The sequence below is a fragment of the Citrobacter sp. Cf132 genome, from assembly GCF_030333885.1.
GTDB lineage: Bacteria > Pseudomonadota > Gammaproteobacteria > Enterobacterales > Enterobacteriaceae > Citrobacter > Citrobacter freundii.
In genome coordinates this window covers 55108-77139 of record NZ_JAOWFA010000052.1, presented here as the reverse complement: position 1 = coordinate 77139, position 22032 = coordinate 55108, and the positions used below count along the sequence as shown (strand labels likewise).

19 protein-coding genes are annotated in these 22032 nt (G+C 52.0%); 6 read left to right on the top strand and 13 right to left on the bottom strand.

Annotated elements, in window-relative coordinates; genetic code table 11:
* Window positions 1-22: 22 nt before the first annotated feature.
* On the bottom strand, window positions 23-2173 hold the full coding sequence (gene btsT / locus OGV85_RS10465; RefSeq protein ID WP_048219778.1) for a pyruvate/proton symporter BtsT: 2151 nt from the start codon (window positions 2171-2173) through the stop codon (window positions 23-25).
* Between the two features lie 365 nt (window positions 2174-2538).
* On the opposite strand from btsT, the gene tsr reads away from it, so the two are divergent.
* The gene (gene tsr / locus OGV85_RS10460; protein ID WP_003019155.1) at window positions 2539-4200 is read left to right on the top strand and encodes a methyl-accepting chemotaxis protein; all 1662 of its coding nucleotides are present in this window, start codon (window positions 2539-2541) and stop codon (window positions 4198-4200) included.
* 85 nt (window positions 4201-4285) lie between these two features.
* On the opposite strand, the gene OGV85_RS10455 is transcribed toward tsr, so the two are convergent.
* The 3 genes from OGV85_RS10455 to OGV85_RS10445 form a co-directional block, all read right to left on the bottom strand.
* The gene (locus OGV85_RS10455; protein ID WP_048219777.1) at window positions 4286-4801 is read right to left on the bottom strand and encodes a GNAT family N-acetyltransferase; all 516 of its coding nucleotides are present in this window, start codon (window positions 4799-4801) and stop codon (window positions 4286-4288) included.
* A 52-nt stretch (window positions 4802-4853) separates the two neighbouring features.
* Window positions 4854-6215, bottom strand: a complete 1362-nt coding sequence (locus OGV85_RS10450; protein ID WP_003019150.1) for an MFS transporter — start codon at window positions 6213-6215, stop codon at window positions 4854-4856.
* Between the two features lie 213 nt (window positions 6216-6428).
* Window positions 6429-7343 carry a GntR family transcriptional regulator gene (locus tag OGV85_RS10445; protein WP_061548383.1) on the bottom strand — a complete coding sequence of 305 codons (915 nt, stop codon included), beginning with the start codon at window positions 7341-7343 and terminating at the stop codon, window positions 6429-6431.
* 136 nt (window positions 7344-7479) lie between these two features.
* On the opposite strand from OGV85_RS10445, the gene OGV85_RS10440 reads away from it, so the two are divergent.
* A complete protein-coding gene (locus OGV85_RS10440; RefSeq protein WP_032948468.1) occupies window positions 7480-8502 on the top strand; it encodes a zinc-binding alcohol dehydrogenase family protein in 1023 nt (340 codons plus the stop codon).
* Window positions 8503-8515: 13 nt separating this feature from the next.
* Window positions 8516-9961, top strand: coding sequence for a tagaturonate reductase (locus OGV85_RS10435; protein WP_048219775.1), 1446 nt, complete (start codon window positions 8516-8518; stop codon window positions 9959-9961).
* 43 nt (window positions 9962-10004) lie between these two features.
* On the opposite strand, the gene opgB is transcribed toward OGV85_RS10435, so the two are convergent.
* The 6 genes from opgB to OGV85_RS10405 form a co-directional block, all read right to left on the bottom strand.
* Window positions 10005-12296, bottom strand: coding sequence for a phosphatidylglycerol--membrane-oligosaccharide glycerophosphotransferase (opgB, locus tag OGV85_RS10430; RefSeq protein WP_061548382.1), 2292 nt, complete (start codon window positions 12294-12296; stop codon window positions 10005-10007).
* Window positions 12297-12527: 231 nt separating this feature from the next.
* Window positions 12528-13019 carry a YjjA family protein gene (locus OGV85_RS10425; protein WP_003830016.1) on the bottom strand — a complete coding sequence of 164 codons (492 nt, stop codon included), beginning with the start codon at window positions 13017-13019 and terminating at the stop codon, window positions 12528-12530.
* Window positions 13020-13089: 70 nt separating this feature from the next.
* Entirely contained in the window at window positions 13090-13827 is a 738-nt protein-coding gene (gene dnaC, locus OGV85_RS10420; protein ID WP_003019133.1) for a replicative helicase loader DnaC, read from the bottom strand.
* 2 nt (window positions 13828-13829) lie between these two features.
* Complete coding sequence (dnaT, locus tag OGV85_RS10415; protein ID WP_003019130.1) at window positions 13830-14369, bottom strand: primosomal protein DnaT; 540 nt, start codon at window positions 14367-14369, stop codon at window positions 13830-13832.
* A gap of 123 nt (window positions 14370-14492) precedes the next feature.
* Window positions 14493-14966 carry a threonine/serine exporter gene (locus OGV85_RS10410; RefSeq protein ID WP_003019127.1) on the bottom strand — a complete coding sequence of 158 codons (474 nt, stop codon included), beginning with the start codon at window positions 14964-14966 and terminating at the stop codon, window positions 14493-14495.
* On the bottom strand, window positions 14957-15733 hold the full coding sequence (locus OGV85_RS10405) for a threonine/serine exporter family protein (RefSeq protein WP_003019122.1): 777 nt from the start codon (window positions 15731-15733) through the stop codon (window positions 14957-14959). The genes OGV85_RS10410 and OGV85_RS10405 overlap by 10 nt, the downstream gene beginning before the upstream one ends.
* A 462-nt stretch (window positions 15734-16195) precedes the next feature.
* On the opposite strand from OGV85_RS10405, the gene OGV85_RS10400 reads away from it, so the two are divergent.
* Window positions 16196-16921, top strand: coding sequence for a helix-turn-helix transcriptional regulator (locus OGV85_RS10400; RefSeq protein WP_003019119.1), 726 nt, complete (start codon window positions 16196-16198; stop codon window positions 16919-16921).
* Entirely contained in the window at window positions 16882-17559 is a 678-nt protein-coding gene (gene bglJ, locus OGV85_RS10395; protein ID WP_016149510.1) for a DNA-binding transcriptional activator BglJ, read from the top strand. The genes OGV85_RS10400 and bglJ overlap by 40 nt, the downstream gene beginning before the upstream one ends.
* Window positions 17560-17616: 57 nt before the next feature.
* Here the strand turns inward: bglJ and OGV85_RS10390 are convergent, their stop codons facing one another.
* Entirely contained in the window at window positions 17617-18075 is a 459-nt protein-coding gene (locus OGV85_RS10390; protein ID WP_003019114.1) for a YbaK/EbsC family protein, read from the bottom strand.
* 366 nt (window positions 18076-18441) lie between these two features.
* On the opposite strand from OGV85_RS10390, the gene OGV85_RS10385 reads away from it, so the two are divergent.
* Window positions 18442-19785, top strand: coding sequence for a PTS sugar transporter subunit IIC (locus tag OGV85_RS10385; RefSeq protein WP_061548381.1), 1344 nt, complete (start codon window positions 18442-18444; stop codon window positions 19783-19785).
* A 29-nt stretch (window positions 19786-19814) separates the two neighbouring features.
* Here OGV85_RS10385 and fhuF read toward each other — a convergent pair whose 3' ends face one another.
* Window positions 19815-20603, bottom strand: coding sequence for a siderophore-iron reductase FhuF (gene fhuF / locus OGV85_RS10380; RefSeq protein ID WP_003837247.1), 789 nt, complete (start codon window positions 20601-20603; stop codon window positions 19815-19817).
* A gap of 108 nt (window positions 20604-20711) precedes the next feature.
* Complete coding sequence (locus OGV85_RS10375) at window positions 20712-21788, bottom strand: GGDEF domain-containing protein (protein WP_061548380.1); 1077 nt, start codon at window positions 21786-21788, stop codon at window positions 20712-20714.
* Between the last annotated feature and the right edge of the window lie 244 nt (window positions 21789-22032).

Sequence of the window (22032 nt, the reverse complement as noted above, 5' to 3'; positions counted from 1 at the left end):
AGCGCCATCCGGCAATTACGGCTTAATGATGTGAAGAGGTTTTCACGCCGCCTTCCGGCACCGGTACATACGGTGTCTCTTTATCAGATCGACCGTCGATGGCGCGGGCTTTCTGCCAGGTACGGAACCCGTAGAAAATGATGCTGTACACCACCACCAGGAACAGAATACTCAAGCCTGCGTTGGTGTAGTTGTTGACGACGATGTGGTTCATGTTGGCAATCTGTTGAGCGGTCAGTTCGCCGCCGTTAGCAATCTTCTCTTTGTACTGATTCGCCATGAAGAAGAAGCCTTCCATCTGCGGGTTGGTGCTGAACAGTTTCAGACCCAGCGCCCAGGTGGTGCAGATAAGCAGCCATACTGCCGGAACCACGGTAACCCAGATGTATTTGGTGCGCTGCATTTTAACCAGCACCACGGTGCCGAGAACCAGCGCCACGGCAGCCAGCATCTGGTTAGAGATACCGAACAGCGGCCACAGGCTCTTAACGCCGCCCAGCGGGTCAACAACACCTTGATACAGCAGGTAACCCCACAGGCCTACGCAGCCCGCAGTACCAATGATACCCGCAACCAGAGAGTCGGTTTTCTTCAGGAACGGAACGAAGTTACCCAGTAAATCTTGCAGCATAAAGCGGCCAGAACGGGTACCGGCGTCCAGTGCGGTCAGGATGAACAGCGCTTCGAACAGGATACCGAAGTGGTACCAGAAGCCCATGTCAGCCATCGGCAGCACTTTGTGGAACACGTGGGCGATACCAACGGCCAGCGTCGGTGCACCACCTGCGCGGTTCAGAACGGACGGCTCGCCGATGTCTTTCGCGGTTTGCAGGATCTGCTCAGGCGAAATCACAAAGCCCCAGGAGCTGACGGTTGCCGCTGCGTGTGCGGTAACGTCTTTCAACTGCGCCATAATCAGCGGGGCGTTCTCACCGCTCATTTCATGCAGGTTCGGCATGGTGATGCCAAGGCCCGCAGGCGGGGTGTTCATTGCGAAGTACAGACCCGGTTCGATGATGGATGCAGCAACCAGTGCCATAATCGCCACGAAGGATTCCATCAGCATCGCGCCGTAACCAATGAAACGCGCGTCGGTTTCACAGGCCAGCAGCTTCGGTGTAGTACCGGAAGCGATCAGCGCGTGGAAGCCAGATACCGCACCACACGCGATGGTGATGAACAGGAACGGGAACAGAGCGCCTTTCCACAGTGGGCCAGTACCATCAACGTACTGGGTCATCGCCGGCATTTTCAGTTCCGGGTTGAGGATAACAATCCCCACCGCCAGACCGACGATAACGCCGATTTTCAGGAAGGTCGCCAGATAGTCGCGCGGGGCGAGGATCAGCCATACCGGCAGCAGCGCAGAGATAAACGCGTAACCGATCAGGGTGAAGGTAATAGTGGTGTCTTTAAAGGTCAGCGCCGGGCCCCAGTACGGGTCGTGCGCAATCACGCCGCCGAAGTAGATGGAGGCAACCAGCAACACAATACCAATCACCGACACTTCGCCCACGCGTCCTGGGCGCAGGAATCGCATGTAGATCCCCATGAACAGCGCGATAGGTACGGTTGAGCAGACGGTGAACACACCCCACGGGCTTTCAGCCAGTGCTTTCACCACGATCAACGCCAGTACTGCGAGGATGATGATCATGATTAAGAAGCAGCCGAACAGCGCAATGGTTCCCGGGATCGGGCCCATCTCTTCTTTGATCATCTCACCCAGAGATGCGCCGTTACGGCGAGAAGAGATAAACAGCACCATGAAGTCCTGTACTGCACCGGCCAACACTACGCCCGCCAGCAACCACAGCGTACCAGGCAGGTAGCCCATCTGCGCGGCCAGTACCGGCCCAACCAGCGGACCTGCACCTGCGATAGCAGCAAAGTGGTGACCAAACAACACGTTACGGTTGGTTGGAACGTAGTTCAGACCATCATTGTTGATGACCGCCGGCGTGGCGCGCGTCGGGTCAAGTTTCATCACCTTTTGGGCGATGTACAAACTGTAGTAACGATAAGCCACCAGATAAACAGAAACTGAGGCGACTACGATCCACAGGGCACTAATGTGTTCACCCCGACGTAATGCCACTACCGAGAGGCAGAATGCACCGATGATTCCGAGAATCACCCAGGGTATGTGCTTGAATATCTTTTTCGTATCCATAGTAAAACCTGGTATCTAATTAATAATTGGCCGAAGCCGCGTGGGTTAGATCTTGTGTTTGAGGAGGTTATTTGACTGCTATGTTGGGGGGATCTTGCCAGAGAATTACGCGCGTAAAGTAAGGTAAATAAGTGAGCGGTTGTATGTCAGCTTAAGCGGTCCCAAGTGTCAGCGAGCGGTAAGCGGTGGGGACTAACGGGTATATTTATGTGATTGAGATCACTAATAAACCCGCTTAGCGCTTTGGCAGACGGCGTAGATCGACGAATCGTCGATGCTGAGATCGATTCAACTAGCACAAATTTCATAAAGTTTTCCCTTTCCAGGCCGAAAATTCTGACATCTGTCTAGCGGAAAGAGAAAACATGTTAAAACGTATGAAGATTGTTACCAGCTTACTGCTGGTATTGGCGCTATTTGGCCTTTTACAGCTCGCCTCGGGCGGCTTGTTTTTTAACTCACTTAAGAATGACAAAGAGAACTTTACCGTTCTGCAAACCATTCGCCAGCAACAGTCTGCGCTGAACGCCACCTGGGTTGAGCTGCTGCAAACGCGTAACACCCTGAATCGGGCAGGCATTCGCTACATGATGGATCAGAGCAATATCGGCAGCGGCGCGACCGTTGCCGAGCTGATGCAGGTGGCGAGTACGGCGCTGAAGCTGACGGAAAAAAACTGGGCGATTTACGAGTCGCTCCCGCGCGATCCGCGCCAAAGCGAAGCCGCTTTCCAGGAGATCAACCGCACCTATGACATCTATCACGGTGCGCTGGCGGAGCTGATCCAGTTACTGGGTGACGGGAAGATCAACGCGTTCTTTGATCAACCGACGCAGAGTTATCAGGATGGTTTTGAGAAGCAGTATATCAATTACATGCAGCAGAACGATCGCCTGTATGACATCGCTGTGGAAGATAACAACAGCTCTTACAGCCAGGCGATGTGGGTGCTGGTTTGTGTGCTGATCACCGTTCTGGCGGCGATTATTGCGGTCTGGTTTGGTATCAAACTGACTCTTATTTCCCCAATGAACCGTCTGATTGACAGCATTCGTCATATCGCCAGCGGCGATCTGGTGAAGCGTATTGAAGTGGAAGGTTCCAACGAGATTGGGCAACTGGCGGAAAGCCTGCGTCACATGCAGGGTGAGCTGATGAACACCGTGGGTGACGTGCGTAACGGCGCCAATGCGATTTACAGCGGGGCCAGCGAGATTGCGATGGGCAATAACGATCTCTCCTCGCGTACCGAACAGCAGGCTGCATCTCTGGAAGAAACCGCAGCCAGCATGGAACAGCTGACGGCAACTGTGAAGCAGAACGCCGAAAACGCGCGTCAGGCCAGCCATCTGGCGCTGAGTGCGTCGGAAACCGCGCAGAAAGGCGGCAAAGTGGTGGACAACGTGGTGCAAACCATGCGTGATATCGCTTCCAGTTCGCAGAAGATCGCCGACATTATTAGCGTCATCGACGGCATTGCCTTCCAGACCAATATTCTGGCACTCAACGCCGCAGTAGAAGCCGCACGTGCGGGCGAGCAGGGCCGTGGATTTGCGGTGGTGGCGGGTGAAGTGCGTAACCTGGCCCAGCGTAGTGCACAGGCCGCGCGCGAGATTAAGAGCCTGATTGAAGACTCGGTCAGCCGTGTGGATGTCGGTTCAACGCTGGTTGAAAGCGCCGGTGAAACCATGGATGAGATCGTTAATGCGGTAACCCGCGTGACCGATATCATGGGGGAAATCGCCTCTGCTTCTGATGAACAGAGCCGCGGTATTGATCAGGTTGGTCTGGCCGTTGCCGAGATGGATCGTGTGACGCAGCAGAACGCCTCGCTGGTGGAAGAGTCCGCCGCTGCCGCTGCCGCGCTGGAAGAGCAGGCCAGCCGCCTGACTCAGGCCGTTGCCGTGTTCCGTATTCAGCATGACCAACAGCGCGCGCGTGACGTTGCGGCCGCTAAACCGGTTTCAACAGTCCAGCCGCGTAAAGCCGCGGTAGCGGATGCCGGGGATAACTGGGAAACGTTCTAAGACTGTGATGCCGGATGGCGCTATCGCTTATCCGGCCTACGGGAATGTTACGTAGGCCCGATAAGGCGTAGCCGCCATCGGGCAATTAGCGCAACATCAGGCGCATGGCGCAGCGCGATTCATATGCCAGTCCATGCGCTGCTTCCTCTTCTCTTTTCTGGAGCAACTTTGCAGGCAGCGTCTCTTCAGCCAACATTTCAAATCCCAGTCGCGCGTACCATGGCGCATTCCACGGCACATCGCGGAAGGTGGTCAGCGTAAGCGACGTGTAACCTTTCTCGCGCGCCTGTTCGGCAACATAGCAAATTAATCGGCGGCCAATTCCTTTTCCCTGCCACTCCTGATGCAGCGACAGTTCTGCAATGAACAGCGATGAATCCAGCGTTTCGGCGACTAAAAAGCCGACCGGATGCTCATCGGCCTGCGCCAGCCAGCTCAAGCCAGTGGCGGCAAATGCCTGATGCTGAGCAGCCGATATAATCTGGTCATCAGCAATCCACGCCAGTTCCGGGATCTGTAAAAAACGTTGCCCCGCAGATCGTTCGATGGCGGGAAGAGCGGCTGTGTCTGCCAGAGTAGTAGCGCGTAAGGTGATGTTCATACGAGGAGCATAACATGCCCGATAAGCACGGTGTTATCGGGCATCTGGAGGATTAATCTTTACGTGGATCGCTAATGGGCTGGCGAACCAGGAAGATGTAGGCAAGGGCCCCCACCATGGTGACGCAGCCACAGATGATCAGCGCCAGGCGGAAAGAGTTGGTGGTATCAACAATAAATCCGGTGACGATCGGCGCAAACGATGCGCAGATAAAGCTGGCAAAGTTCTGGATACTGCCCACGGAAGCGGTCATGCGTGAGGCGACGGCGACGTGGATCAGGCCCCAGCACGAGGTACCGGCGAAGTGGATACAGAACAGCGCCATACCGATCAGTAACACGGCGGCCATCGACGTTGTGGCCTGCGGCACAACGAAGGTGAAGGCTGCAGAGCAGAACATCCCGGCGATTATACAAATCTTACGGCTCTTAATCGGCGCCATACCGCCTTTTACCAGCCAGTCGGTGACAAAGCCGTTAATCAACATGCCGGCTGCGCCAAACAGGAACGGGATCGCCGCCATTAATCCGGTGCTTTTTAAATCCAGGTTGTAGGAGGTTTGCAGGTAGCCCGGCAGCCAGGCCAGGTATAACCATGCGGTATAGTTGATGCCGCTAAAGCCCAGCATCATGCCCCACATGGTACGGTTGCGAAACAGGCTGCGCCATTCGGCAAAGCTCAGCGGATCTCGGCGGGCATTGACGCTACCAGCGTTCAGGTACGCTTGTTCCGTGGCGCTCAGCTCAATTTGCTCGCGGTTGCGATACAGCATGTACCAGCCGATGGCGAGGAAAATACCCAGCACGCCAATGGTGATGAACATCCAGCGCCAGCCCATTACCAGCATCATGGCAGCCAGAATCGGCGGGCTAATGGCAACCCCGATGGTGGAGGCGGCGTTGAATAATCCCATCGGGCGGCCGCGCTCTTTGATGTTAAACCAGTCGTTGATGACCTTTACGCCGCACGGGTTCATTGGCGCTTCACCAATCCCCATCCCGATACGTACCAGCACAAACTGAGTGAAGGTATGCACCATGCCGGACATCGCCTGAAACAGCGACCAGAAGAACATCCCCAGCCCCAGCATAATGCGCGGACCTTTGCGATCCAGCAGCGGGCCGCAGGGCAATTGCGCAATACCATAAGCGAGAGAAAATACCGACAGCAGCACGCCGATTTGCGTGGCGCTCAGCCCCAGTTCTTCACGAATCGTTAAGTTGGCGACCGACAGAGAACTGCGGTCGAGGTAATTAATAACCGCAGCAAAAAATAATAAAATCATTGCCGTGGTTTGAATGCGTTTTATTCGGCTACTGCGTTGCACCATGCCCTCAGGCGGAACATTAATATCCGCAGATGATGACGTGCCAAACGAAGAACTCGGGTCGAGGGTAATATTATTTTTTTCCACGCCGGACTCCTGAACCTCAATAATTTATTTTTCACACAGCAGGACTGTGCAGTATTGAAAAAATACCGGTGATGAATCAATTTGCTCATCACCGCTCACAAAAGTTTTTAATGCAGTCGACTTAGCGTGAGCATAGGCAAGAGGTATTTTTCAGGCGTTTTTATTTTTATAAAATCGTGCTCCCGGTAATGATTTGCTGTTTTTTATCGGTACTTAATGGGCGGCGCTATGACTCTGGTTGATGGAACGAATCATTGATTGTTTGGCTGAATTCAAATGGTTACAAAGCGCCAGGGTGGCATCCAGGTCGCTGCGGCAGATCAGCGCGCTGAGGATGGTCATATGCTCATCGATGGCAATGATGTTGCGTTGTTTGAGGTCGCTCTCATCCCACTGATAGTGGAAGTGGAAAATCACGGAGATGATTTCAAGTGATTGATTGAAAAATATATTATCGGCAGCAGAGAGCAGCAAGGCATGAAACTCACGGTCTAACTGCGAGAACATACGAAAGCTGCTGCCGATGCTGTCGCGCAGGATCCGGTGGCGTTCCAGCAGCGTTTTCGCTTGCAGCCAGCGTGGGTCATCGTCGGGCAGATTGAGAAAATGTTGCAGGGAATGGGTTTCCAGCATTTCACTGAGTTCAAACAGCTGCTCCGCATAGGCCTGATCGAACTGCTTCATGCTCCACTGACCGCGTTTTTCGTTTTTGATCAGGTTGTAACGTTCGAATTTTAAAAGATATTCCCGTACGACTACCGGACTGACGCCCGCGGCTCTGGCAAGCTGCAGTTCGGAGAAGCTCTCGCCTGCACGCAGCTGGCGCTGGTTGATCATGGTGAAAAACGCCTGCTCAAAAATCCTGTTTTGCTCAGTCATGGAGGCGGTGGTGCAGGCAAAACCGTCGTCATGGTCGGGTTTACGCACGATAACATAGTGGCTGCCGACCTGGGTCAGAACGCCGCACTCGCCTAAGTGGCTCAGCATATGACGCACAGTGGTGCGGCTGATGTTGTACATCTCCGCTAATGCGCTTTGCGACGGGAGAGGGGAAGGGATATGACCACGCGCCATATCATCGATAATCTGGTTAATCACATTGTGGCGTAAGTTCTGCGAACGGCTCATGGCTTCTCCTTTTTATCTATTAAAACCCGATTTAAAACATTTTTATGCGCTGGGATTCACAGATTGTGTTTCTGCTTTCTCCGTCTTTTTTATTTTCGTTGATATCTGAGGAAACAAAAAACAGGAGAGCAGAATCATGTCTACGATGAATACGTTGATTTGCCAGGAACCTAAAAAATTAGTCTGGAAAGAACGCGAAATACCTATTCCGGGTGAGAGCGAAGCATTAATAAAAATTAAATCGGTAGGGATTTGTGGTACCGATATTCATGCCTGGGGTGGCAATCAACCTTTTTTCAGCTACCCACGTGTATTAGGGCATGAAATATGTGGGGAAATTGTCGGGCTGGGTAAGAATATACAGAATCTGAAAAATGGTCAGCAGGTGGCGGTTATTCCTTACGTGGCCTGCCAGCAGTGTCCGGCATGCCTGAGCGGGCGCACCAACTGCTGCGAGAAGATTTCAGTAATTGGCGTGCACCAGGATGGCGGTTTCAGTGAATATTTGTCCGTTCCGGTGACCAACCTGCTGGATGCGCAGGGGATTGACCCGCAGGCGGCGGCGCTGATTGAGCCTTATGCCATCAGCGCGCATGCGGTACGCCGGGCGGCGGTGGCGTCGGGTGAGCAGGTGTTGGTGGTCGGCGCTGGTCCGATTGGCCTGGGGGCAGCAGCGATTGCCAAAGCCGATGGCGCACAGGTGGTGGTCGCCGATACCAGTCCGGCGCGCCGAGACCATGTGGTTTCCCGCCTGGGACTCCCGGTTATCGACCCATCCGCTGAAGATTTTGATGCGCAGCTGCGCGCTCAGTTTGGCGGTTCGCTGGCGCAAAAGGTGATTGATGCCACGGGGAATCAGCATGCGATGAATAACACGGTGAATTTGATTCGTCATGGTGGCAGCATCGTTTTCGTTGGGTTGTTTAAAGGCGATTTGCAGTTCTCTGACCCTGAGTTCCACAAGAAAGAGACCACCATGATGGGCAGTCGCAACGCCACGCCGGAAGATTTCGCCAAAGTAGGCCGCCTGATGTCGGAAGGCAAATTGACCGCCGACATGATGCTTACGCACCGTTACGCGTTTGCCACACTGGCTGAAATCTACGAGCGGGATGTAATCAACAACCGTGAACTGATTAAAGGCGTGATCACGTTCTGAGAGGGAAAACAGGATGAAAACATTGAATCGACGTGATTTTCCGGGAGCCAGCTACCCAACGCGTGTGATCCAGTTTGGAGAAGGTAACTTTCTGCGGGCGTTTGTCGACTGGCAACTGGATATCCTCAACGAGCATACCGATCTGAACGCTGGCGTGACTATCGTTCGGCCAATTAATACCGATTTCCCGCCGTCGCTGAATACCCAGGACGGGCTGTATACCACGCTTATTCGCGGGCTAAACGAGCAGGGTGAGGCGGTGAGTGAGGCGCGGCTTATCCGGTCGGTGAATAACGAAATCAACCCGTACCAGGATTTCGCGGCGTATCTGGCGCTGGCGCACAATGCAGATATCCGTTTTGTGTTTTCAAATACTACCGAAGCCGGAATTAGCTATCACGCGGCAGACTGTGTGGATGATGCGCCGCCAGTGAGCTTTCCGGCCAAACTGACGCGCCTGCTGCTGGAGCGCTTTAACCACTTTGAGGGCGCGGTGGATAAGGGCTGGGTAATTATCCCGTGCGAGCTTATCGACTATAACGGTGAGGCGCTCAAAACCCTGGTGCTGCGGTATGCGCAGGAGTGGCAGCTTCCTCCGGCATTTGCCGACTGGGTGGAGACGGCAAACACGTTCTGTTCCACGCTGGTTGACCGTATTGTCACCGGCTACCCGCGCGAAGAAGCCGCTGCGCTGGAGGCTACACTTGGCTATCATGATGCGTTTCTCGATACCGCGGAGCATTTTTACCTGTTTGTGATCCAGGGGCCGCAGTGGCTGGCAGAGGAGCTGAAGCTGGCGCAGTGTCCGCTGAATATCCGTGTAGTGAGCGATATCAAACCGTACAAAGAGCGCAAAGTCGCTATTCTCAATGGCGCGCATACGGCGCTGGTGCCGGTGGCGTGGCTGTGCGGGTTGGAGACCGTTGGCGAGGCGATGCAGGATGCTGATATCCGCCGCTTTGTCGAGCGGGCGATTAGTGAGGAGATTATTCCGGTGTTGGATCTCCCGGCGGACGAACTGCGAGAATTTGCCGACGCGGTGAGCGGGCGTTTTCAGAACCCCTACATTCGCCACCAGTTGCTTTCCATTGCGCTTAACGGGATGACTAAATTCCGCACCCGAATTTTGCCGCAACTGCTGGCGGGTGAGCAAAATGGGCGCTGGCCAGTGCGGTTAACGTTTGCCCTCGCTGCGCTGCTGTCGTTTTATCGCGCAGAGCGTAACGGGGAACGCTATCCGATACAGGATGATGAGCAGTGGGTAAGCCTCTATGCCAGCCTGTGGCCGCGAGTTGGCAATGATTTAACGCTGCGTGAACTGGTGGATTCAGTGCTTGGCGATGCGGCGCACTGGGGAGAGGATTTGACGTTGTTACCTGGGCTTGCCGGGCAGGTGACGGCCAACCTGGAGATGATTCTGGTGCAGGGTATGCGCCAGGCGGTGAACAGTCTGGAATAAGGTTGCCATGCAGCGCCCGGTGTGGTGTTGGGCGCTGTTTTTTTTATCCCTGAGCAGCCACTATTTTGATTTCAACCATCCCGATCCCCAGCTTACGCGGTGAGTGACCGAGAATATTGCCCTCGTTGGTGGCGACCGGATCGGGTGGAACAATAACCAGCGTATCGGCATCCGCCGGGTTATCAAAATGTAAGGTAGTGGTGCTGACGTCATGGCCTAACACCAGCGTCTGTTCCTCGTTGCCAACGCGCACGGGGATCGGACGATTGGCATTGTCGCCGAAGGCTTTCGCGGTAATGACCAGATCGAATTTCTTCGGCAACGGGGCTTTGTACTCTATCGTTACTTCTTCGCTGAGCTGCGCATTGGACCAGCGTCCCCAGGATTCGGGGCGTGAAATACCGCTAAATTGTTTCACCTCTTCCGGCGCGCCCGCCACGTTGAAAACGAAGCTATCTGCTTTGTAGCGAATGTCGTTATCGACAATTTTCAGCGTATCGACGTTACCTTTGTAGCGCTCCATGTCGATCACCGTATCTTTAAATACGGTTTTACTTTTCCATTTGGCTTTGTCGACGTGCTGCACAATTTGCTGCCCGCCTAACTGACCCTGTGAAACGCACCAGTCGGTAGAAAGCGCCAGCTCCGGCGCCCACAGTTGCGCCATTTTGTAGCAGCGATCGACCCAGACAAAGTTATCGCGCGGGGCAAAATCAGCCAGCTGGAAGCGCAGCGGGGCCGAGTATTCGCTTTCCGGCAGCGGCTCGACGCGTTTGTCCGATACACGCAGCAGCAACGGCAAGCGGAAATGGCTGCCGGAGAAGGAGATCATATTTTTGTCCTGGTCGACGGTGAACTCTTTCATCTCTTTCGGGAAATTCCACAGGCGAATGATATCGGGCTTCCACGCCAGCATTTTTTCTTTAATGTTCAGGAATACTTCCGACACGGATTCGCTCGACAAGCTGCTACGGCCAAGACCGATAAAGTTATCGCCGCCGAGAATATCCAGTACCGTTGCGCCGTTATCCATCGTATTACGTTTTACCGCCAGCGTGTCCTGTTGCGGTTGGTCGCCGCGCAGCACGAAGAACAGGTTGTTACGATCCTGCTTGTTCAGATACTTCCATGCGGTGTTGTTCATCGCCAGATGATCGGAAGAAACAACGATAACGGTATCTTTAAACCACGGCGATGCTTTGATTTTATTGATAAATTCGGCAATGTTTTCCTGGCTGCAACTGACCGCGCTGAACGACTGGTTGGCCTTCCCGTCGATGTCATAACGTTTACGGTTGCAGCTACGTGAGATAAATCCATCCGGATGATGGGTATCCACGGTCAGGGTAAACAGTGAAAAACGCTGGCCCGAGCGCGAAAGCTCTTCGAATTTTTTCCATGCTGCGTCCAGCACGGTATCGTCGTAGAAGCCCCAGTCGTTACGATAGGCCGGGTCCGCCACCACGCTTTTTAACTCTTCCGCACCGTACAGATGGTCAAAGCCGTGAGATTTCAGGAACACGTCTTTGCCGGCAAAGCGCAGGTTGGCACCCTGCACAAAGTAGTTCTGATAGCCGGAGTTTTTCAGGATATCGCCCAGACAGATATTGTTAGGGAAGAAACTTGAGACCGACGCCGAGGCGTTGCCTTCAAATGGCGCAAACAGCGGAATACCGCACTGGGAGGCGACCATCCCGGCGATGGTGTAATCGGTACCCGGCAGTTGCATGGTATTGCTGAAATCCAGACCTTCATTTTTTAACGCGCCGAGTTCCGGGGTCAGATCCGGGAACGCGTCGTTATTAAAATAGGTGCGCTCGAGGCTCTCACCGTAGATATACACCAGGTTCAGCTTCGGGTTGGGAATGGTTTTCGACGGCTCTTTATAATACGTCGTGAAATCCGGATCGCCATCGCGCGACTGCGACTTCACCAGTTCGGTTATCTGGTGAAAAGCCGGGCTGGCGTCAACGGAGGCCAGCGCCAGCAGCAGGGCCAGCAGACTGTAACCCACATGATGCGGGTGATGGCGACGGCGGCGCAGGATCCAACCGAGCGCGACAAAAACCGTCGTCAGCGCCAGCGCGATGCCGACCCCCGGCAAAATATATTTTCCAATCCCCGCGCCGGTCAGGCTGTTGGTCAGCGTGTAGAGTACCGCGTCATTGATCCCGTCGCCGGTGAAATAGTCACTGGCGTACAGCGTGATATTCAGGACAATAAAAATCCCCAGCACCGTTAACGTGGCGGCAAACCACCAGGTGTTGCGACCCGCTTTCCAGGCGTAAATCAGCACTGAAGCGAGAAACAGAGTGATGGAGATTAATTCTGACAACGGTCGATCCTCAATAAACCGGGCACATGCCTGGCAGGCTAATCATTAGGGGAAAGCACAATGTAATAGCGATGTTATATTGCTGCAATTGTAGTGACATTAAATTACGTTGTTATTCAGAATTGGTTTAGATATGTGTGTTTTTTGCAGGGGATTTACTAGTTATTTAACGTGTGAATGTAATGGGGTAAAAAATAGATGCCGCGCAGGTTATACGCGGCATGTCGTGCGTCAGGAAATGAAGTTCATGCCCTGTTTTAACACCAGATCGCAGGCCTTGGTTTTAACCTGCTTCGCCAGCGAGCTGTTGCCAATCGTGTTCAGGTCCAGCTGTTGACCATCTTTGGCGTTGAGCAGACCCTGAATCCCGTCCATATAGTTGGTGTCTTGCTTCTGCTCAGGAGCACTGAGCCCCAGTTTATCCAGCACCTGGTTTTTGACGTTTTGCGTGTCGGTGACCGAGGCCAGCTTCTGTTTCGCGCAATATTCCAGGATCCCGGCGGCGTTATTCATGCTGCTGGAGGTCAACGACTGATTACTGCCATTCAGCAGGCTGGTCAGGGAAGAGAGCGACGAGCTGCTTTGCGAGCCGGAGCTTTGTTTGCTCAGCTCACTGGCCGCGCTGGAGAGCGAGTCCTGCCAGGAGGCAGCGAAAACGCTGGTGGAGATGAGCGTGCTGGCGGCAAGCGCACAGCACAGCAGACGTTTGGTAGTTTTCATCATTATATGCAACTCGTGTTATGCCTTTTCAGCGCAGTATAGCGCTGGCAGTCTTAGGAGTGGTCCTAATACGTTAATACTCTTTACCGGTGACCCGACTACGGTAGCTTTCCCAGTTAAAAATGACCCACAGGCTGTTGCCAAGGCGCATACGATCCATCACGCGCTCGCCCAGCAGCTTGTTCATTTCATCCATATTGCTGTTAGTTAACATGCCGGTCGGACGTTTTGAGGATGAACGGCGATCGACAATCTGATTAATAATCACTTTTTCATAGCGGGATTCGGTCTGCATGCCGATCTCGTCGATCACCAGCAGATCCACATTGCTCAGATCGTTGAGCAGCTGTTCTTCGCTGGTTTCACGATTGCTGAACGTCTCTTTCATCGCCGACATGATATCGGCCACGGTAATGATCAGTACCGACTTGCCGCGCAATAGCAGTTCGTTGCAGATGGCGGCGGCCAGATGGTTTTTGCCGGTGCCGGGTTTGCCGGAGAAGATAAAGCTGGCGATGTTGCCGTCAAACTCTTCAACGTATTGGCGGGCTTTGCTCAGGGCGTTCATCTGACCTTCGCACTCAACCCGATAGTTTTCGAACGAACAGTTCTGATGCAGCGGACGGATACCGGAACGGTTGAATGTGCGCTGCATTTTCATGGCCCGGTTTTCGCGGGCCAGCGCTGCGGCACGAATTTCACCTTGCTCTTTTTGCCATGCCAGCAGCTCCTCGCCCGTTTTAAAGGCGGGCTCGACATTAGGTGGCATCATTTTTTGCAGACGTTTCATCAGGTCACCAACGTTTTTCATCGTTATCCTCTAAAACCCGGTGGAATGTGGCTGTCAGGTTCACTGACGCTGTTCACATCGCGCTTTGGCATTCCGCCATTGCTGGCCCGTCCAATCTGAATGCTGCGCGCCAGTTTTTGCTGCCACTGAATATGGTGAAAGACTTTGCCTTCAGCCTGCCAGTAGGCAACAAATGAGGCCAGTTCTTCAGCAGTAACCGGCTCTCGCAACGCTACGCCCCATAAAGCGGCCTGACGCTGAAAATCGGCATCAGGCTGCCAGGCAGCGTACATCGCAAATTTCCCCATTGGCACGGCAACGGGAGCGGTTTGCGGCTCTTCATAAAATTGATCATCCAATGTCACATCGCTTCCCGGGCGTGACAGTTTCTCCTCAAGCGCCAACAGCTCAGCCAGTCTCGCAGGCGTCACCGCGTAAAACGCTGGTGCATTGTTAGCGAATACGGCTACGGCGCCACCCGCAGACTTGGCCAGCACAGCGTGGTGATCGTGTAGTAAGGCGTCAATGCTCGTGACGTCTGGCGTCAAAATTTTGCAGGGCATAATGTTTCTCAATACTGAACAACAACCGAGAAGGGGACTGCTTTTATAGTAACACAGAGAAGAAGGAGAGCAGCAGGTGAGGGGAGATTCCCCTCTCTGCACGGCATTAAAGAAAGTGTACCGTCAAACGCGTGGACGTTTGCGATACAGCCATAATCCTGGCACGGACAGACCGATGGAGAGCGCACCGACAATCGATGAGGCTTTCAGGAAGTTGGTCAGCAGGGTAATCATCAGCACTTCGCTGTAACCAAAATGGCCGATTTTTACCGCTGAGATCATGGCTGTGTAGGCGGAGATCCCCGGAAACATAGGGATCACTGCCGCGACGGTGAAGACTTTCGGATGCGCCAGATACCAGCGCGACCACTGGATCCCAATGCAGCCGACCAGCAGCGACGCCATAAATGTTGACCATTCAATATTAAACCCTGCGGTCATCATCACCATTCGTGAGCCGTGACCGAGTGCACCGAGTAATGCGCACCATGGGAGCGCCCGATGGGGGACATTGAATACCATGGCAAAGCCAAGCGCTGGGATCGCCGACAGGATCATATCCTGCATCAGCGCCAGTATGAAATCGATCACGCCCATCCGCGCAGCCCCCATAAGGTCATCGACACGATCACGCCAATACAGGTCGCCAACGTAAGCAGACTGGCAATAGCCCAGCGAGCGAGTCCGGTATTAATGTGTCCCTTAAACATATCCGCGACGGAGTTGATCAACGGAAAACCCGGAACCAGCAGTAGCACGCTGGCGGCCATAGCGATAGTCGGAGTATTACTAAAAGTCGGCAACGTCAGCAGCAAGCCTGAAATGGTGGTCGCCACAAAGGCGGTGATGCAAAAATTGATTTGCGGATGCAAATGCCGGGATGCCAGTATCTGGCGGATATACATCGCCACCATGCTGGCGAAAAAGGTGATCACCGCACCATCCCACCCGCCGTTATTGAGTTTACAAAAACAGGCGCAGGATAAACCGACCATCAGGGCGACCAGCCATCTTGGATAGCGCAGTGGTTTAATCTGGCTAAAGCGTTTCTCTACGCCTTTAACATCCAGCAGTTTATGTTCCGCCAAAATGACAATGTGCTGCACTTCTGTCACGACGTGCATATTAATGCCGCGATCTTGATTTTTTCGCGTTGATGTCAGGCATTGCCCGTCTTTAATGGTGGTCAGGACGATAGCGTTAGAGGAGATAGCGCTTTCTACACTATCCATGCCAAGCGCCAGCCCGAGGCGGGTGGAAAGCTCGTCAACCAGCGCGCTTTCTGCCCCATGCTGAAGTAAAAAAAGACCGCATTGAATACATAACCGTGTAACCGTTCGCTGTGACGACTGCTCTGTTTGCATGGTTCGCTCTGACTGAAAAGGATCTCTTTGAGTGACGAATGTTTACTTTTATCATGAAGCATGAGCCCGCTGGCTCTGGCTAAGATCAATCTTTGTGTCGAAAAAAGACACCGACGATACGGTTATGGCATATTAACACTCCCCACCCGCCGAGGTATGAGAGGGCGCATGACTGTAATGTAGCGTTATTTATCCGGATGGCAAATACATAAGCCATGCTAACGACCTATTGTAGTTATTTTAATTTTACAAATAACGTATTTATGCGTAATCATGTAATAATAGCTTGACAGTTTGGCTTTATCTGGATTGTAGTGCCAATACTTTTATTTTAATAAACGCCAAGGATAAGCAATTCACCCCGTTTATTGTTCGGAGTATTTTCTCGTGAATTAATGGCTATTAATTTATTCGGGAAAACTGAATTAAGTACGATTACGGACTGGTGAGTGTGGAGGGGATATGTTGCAAGGACGCTGCAAAAACGCAATTATTATTAGTAAATCACCGATTATACAGACCGGGCTTAAAGGTATAATACAGGCGCAGTTTGCCGATTACGAACTCACATACTGTCGTTCTGTTGAAGAGCTAACATTATTACAACTACGGTACGCTGATTTGGTGATTGCTGATTTAACTGGAGACTGCAATTATCCTCGTTCAGTCTGCGAACAATATTATTCTTTATTATCTCAATACCGTGATATTCACTGGGTCTTTCTCGTCTCTCGTATTTTTTATCCTTTGGCTATTGAGCTACTGATGTGTCCTGTCAGTTCGCTACTCTCTGATGCAGAGCCGATAGAAAGTTTAGTGAGCGTCATTCACGCAGGAAATGCGCGAGCAGAAAGAATAAGTAAGACACTACTTTCTCCACCTGCCATGCCGCAATTGTTAGATCATAGCGCGCGCTCAATAGTCCTCACTCTCTCTGAAAGGAAAGTGCTGCGCCTCCTTGGGAAAGGCTGGGGAATTAATCAGATTGCGATGTTGCTGAAGAAAAGCAATAAAACAATCAGTGCCCAAAAGAATAGCGCTATGCGTCGCTTGTCGATAAATAGCAATGCAGAAATGTATGCCTGGATAAATAGTTCTCAAGGATCGCGAGAACTTAATTTACCTTCAGTTTATGGAGAAACCACGGAATGGAAAGCAGAATCATCAAAAGAAACGTTGCACTGGTAGAAAAGTGTACAATGAGCAGTGTAGGTATTAATAGTTTATTTAATACCATGCCAGATGACCAATATAAACTTCATCTCTTTTCTAGCCAGCCCACTTTTAGTCAGGCAATGTTAAAGATGTCGTTTTCGGCAGTTATTTTTTCTCTCTCTGCAATCAGAAGCGATCGCAGAGCTGGGTTGGCCTATTTAACGGAACTGGCGATAAATTTTCCACGGATTCGCCGTGTGGTGATTGCCGATGATGACGCTGAAGCGCGTTTAATTGGCTCCTTGTCCCCCTTGCCGCTGGATGGCGTTGTGAGTAAAGCTTCTTCGTTAACGGTGCTACAGGACGCTTTATTTACGGCGTTAAGCAGCCCAAGCCGAGGAACCGAAAGCACGAAAAACCATTGGTATATTAATCAAAGCCGCATGCTCAGTCCGACAGAACGAGAAATACTGCGCTTTATGTCAAATGGCTATTCGATGCCGCAGATTGCCGCTCAGCTTGAACGGAACATTAAAACCATTCGGGCACACAAATTTAATGTGATGTCCAAACTGGGAGTAAGCTCAGATGCCGGGTTACTGGATGCTGCCGATATCCTGCTGTACCTGCGAGCTGGCGAGCCAGCGCCTTTTATGCAGGCGGCTTCGTGACAGGCAACGTTGACGTGCTTTGTGCCGGGTTTGGTCGCCGATTTGGCGCGTGAAGCATTACTGACACACGTCAACCCAGGTGGCAGAAGTCAGTTCAGCCATCCTCTCAGGCGTGATGCGAACCGCGCTGTGGATGGCACCTGCGGCAGGCAACACTTCAGCGTAGTGCTTCAGAGAAACATCACAGTACACTGAAATCGGTGTTTCTAATCCGAAGGGGCAAACGCCGCCAACGGGATGCCCCGTCGCGCTCACGACCTCATCACTACTCAACATACGGGCTTTGGCACCGAACGTACTCTTTAGCTTTTTATTATCCAGTCGGGCATCACCTTTTGCCACGACCAGGATGATGTCGTTCTTCACCTTTAGCGAAAGTGTTTTCGCTATCTGGCCAGGTTCAACGTTATGGGCTTTTGCTGCCAGATCAACCGTTGCTGTGCTCTGATCTAATTCGATAATCTCAATATCTGGTGCATGTTGCGCCAGGAATTGACGTACTGATTGCAAACTCATTCTTCTCTCCCTATCGCTTACAGATAGCCCTGCACAGCAGAAAACATGCAGGATGTAATTTGTCATAGGGGCAACCGCACTGTAAATATTTTATTGTAACAACATAGCAACATTAGCAGTTTTTCGATCGTCTTCACAATCAAAGAAACCGGTTACAGTAACCGGTTGCAGAATGCTGAAATGACGATTAATACTGAAGTTGTCACTTCCTCTGTATCACATAATAAGAGCCATCTATGAAACTTAACTCGAATAGCGGTAGTGCTGGTGTTCCTCCCGGCACGGTTGCGAAAAGTGGTAATGGGCTTTACGTGGTGGTGTTGATGCCAACACGGTTGCAGGATTTTGCACAACGGGAGAACGGCTATGTCTATTAACCATGCTGTGTTTAACGTGATTTTCCGCTTTGTTGAAAACTATGTTAGCCCTGTTGCCGGGCGCATCTCTTCACAACGTCATGTCATGGCTATTCGTGACGGTTTTATTTCGGCGATGCCTTTTATGATTGTAGGCTCTTTTCTGCTGGTTTTTGCCTATCCGCCATTTTCTCCGGATACCACCTGGGGATTCGCCCGTGGGTGGCTGGATTTGGCAAAACAGTTTGAAGGCCAAATCCTCACACCGTTTGATATGACGATGGGGATCATGTCGGTCTACATATGTGCGGCTATTGCTTATAACCTGGGCAAGCACTATGTGAAGTCGCATCAGTTAGATCCGTTTATGTGTGCGATGCTATCAATCATGGCTTTTTTGCTGATTGCCGCGCCAAAAACCAAAGGCACGATGCCGATTGATAGTCTGGGAGGAACGGGGATTTTCACCGCCATCCTGGTAGCCATTTACTGCGTTGAAATGATGCGCTTCCTGAAGGCGCACAACATTGGCATCCGTTTACCCGATCAGGTGCCGCCGATGATCAAAAACTCTTTCGATCTGCTGATCCCGGTGCTGGTGGTGGTGCTAACGTTGTACCCGCTAAGCCTGGTGATACAGTCGCAGTTTGACATGCTGATCCCGCAGGCCATTATGGCCATTTTCAAACCACTGGTGTCGGCTGCAGATTCTCTCCCAGCGATCCTGCTGGCGGTATTGATCGGCCATCTGCTGTGGTTTGCCGGTATTCACGGCGCGGCTATTGTGTCGGGAATGCTGCAAATGTTCTGGCTCACCAATCTCGGGATGAACCAGTCGGCGCTGGCGCAGGGTGCGCCGTTGCCGCATATCTTTATGGAAGCGTTCTGGACATTCTTCATTGTGGTTGGTGGTTCCGGCGCGACGATGGGGTTGGTGATTTGCTATCTGCGGAGTCGTTCCGCTCATCTACGCTCGATTGGGCGTCTGAGCGTGGTCCCCAGCATTTTTAATATTAACGAACCGGTGATATTCGGTACGCCGATTGTCATGAACCCGGTGTTTTTTATCCCCTTCCTGCTGGCTCCGATGGTGAATGCGGTACTGGCGTGGGCGGCGATGAAACTGGATTTAATTGGGCGGGTAATTTCAGTAGTTCCCTGGACGGCCCCAGCACCGGTTGGCGCCGCATGGGCGTTAGGTTGGGATTATCGTGCGGCTATCCTGGTGGTGCTGTTGGCGCTGGTATCGGCCGTTATCTACTTCCCGTTCTTTAAGGTCTACGAAAAGCAGCTATTAGCGCAGGAAAAAGAAGAAGCGCAGCGTATGGAAGAGGAAAACCAGCAGGTTGCATAAATATCTGGCGAGGGGCTACGGCTCCTCGCTTACTTCAGCGTGCAGTCTCCGCATTGCTGAACGTCAGGCAGGCGATAGCGTTGGCAGCAGGTTCTGCGCACTAACAGCCCTTCACGCGGAACAACGGTACGCCATAAAGGATTATCCTGACCGCAGGAAAGTTGTTTCTCAAAAAAGCAGGTCTGGCGCAGCGTGGTCAGCAGTTCTTCACCTAACAACGGCTTCATTTCCGTTAAATACCAGTGAATTAAGTATCCGGTGTTGCTCCAGATAAGCTTTGCGTTGATCTCACCCGTTGCTTCCAGCGCCTGCACAACCGGCGTTAGCGCTGAGAGAATCAGTGTTTCCATGCGTTGTTGAGGAGACAGTGCTGTAGCCAGATGATCCTGATGGACATCGATCCAGAAGCAGGCTGCTCGGCCCGTTTCGTGGAATTCTACGTGCATGTGTTCAGGAGAGACGTCTATAGCCTCTTTTTGCGTCAGCAGGGCCACCATTAACGGAGGCATCATCAGGCCGATATACCATTGCGCCCAAAGAGATATCAGGGGCTTATTTTCGCGGGGCAGCGTGGGCTGGTTGCGATAGATATGGTCTGAATAAACAGCGAGCAATGAACTTAGCGTCGTCGGTTGCGTCCATTCATGCAGCGTCATTGCACCTGGCACAGGCGTTTCGTCAAGACGAATGAAGTCCAGCAAGTGCTCGCGAGTTTTGGCTATCGTTGCGCGTACAGCAGCAGCCAGCGAGGGCATCTCTGAGGGGAGATGGCTACGCCAGATGACATCTTCAACGATCGGTGCGGAACGATAAGCCATGTCGATATAAGGATGTTAATCTTAATGATAATGATTGCTAATCCTATAATTGGTGTTAAGCGATAGCAAGATCTTTGTCGCCATCTCGGGTGGCACCGCACAGAAAACTCAGGTAGAAGGGCAGTTTACCCGTAGCTCATCGCTGACCAGAGTATTGTTACGCCCAAGATTCTTAGCCTCGTAAAGGGCTTTATCCGCTTTGGCAATAGCAGCATCAATATCCTGTTCGACCAGAGGTGCAATGCCGATACTGACGGTTACGTTGGTTGCCACGCTCTCATTAAACATGTGAGGGATTTTAAGGTCGTACACTTTCTGGCGGATACGTTCGGCGGCTGCCTGGGCCTGCTGTGGATCGACCGCGGTCAGCAAAATCATAAACTCTTCACCGCCAAAACGCGCCACCACATCCCTGGAGCGGACGGAGTCTCGGATGGCGGCAGAAACACGGATCAACGCCTGGTCGCCCATCATATGTCCGTAATGATCGTTATAGGATTTGAAATGGTCGATATCCAGCAGCAGAACGAAGTGTCTCGAATTACTTAAGGCTAACAGCGTGTCGAGCCGGTGTTGCAGCCCCCGGCGATTATACAAACCGGTTAGCGGGTCGAGCATGCTGAGCCCGTTCAGGGTTTCTCGTTCCTCCAGCAGTTTGTACATCAGTTGCTGAGCGAACCCATCGTAGCGCTTTTGTATCACATGCTGGATGGCGATACCGGCCATAGGCAGCGCCATAAAATAGAAAATCCGCAAACCATGCTCGCTGCCGTTAAGCCATAAACAAACGGCGACGGAGGGAAGTGAGTGGAGCGTAAACGCGATGATATTATTGGCAAAAGCGATAGAGCCAATAAACAGTACGCTGAGAAGCGCTATTAACAGGAAATAATAATCATTCTGACCTAGAGCATTATATTTCAATAATATGTGTAACGCCCATAACAAGCCAAAAACGATTGAAATAAAAGGGAGATTAATTCTTTTATCCACGTATTTCCCATGCCATACCAGCAGCAGTGTACTCATCACCAGCATCAGCAACGCCGGTACTGATAAGGCTTTGACCGCAAACAGTGGGAAAAAAAGCGTAAACAGCGCGGAGACTGCGTTGAGCAGCAGAAACAGTCGTAAAGAGAGTTGGTATTTTTTGGTGCGCAGAGCTCGCCAGGATTGTACTGTCATAGGTAAATATTGTTAGTTATCTGCAATGTACGAAGGTGTGTTGGTAAATAAAACAAATAACGAACGGGGTATCATTCGCAGAGGTTTTTATTGTTTTTAGTTGAAGAGCTAACCGGTGAGCAATTTATCACCTTGGATTATTCATGTCATCAATCGTTAAGTAAAACTCATATAATTGATAGTGCTTCACGGCTGACAAATGAGAAATTTTATCATATGATATTGGTTATCATTATCAATATCA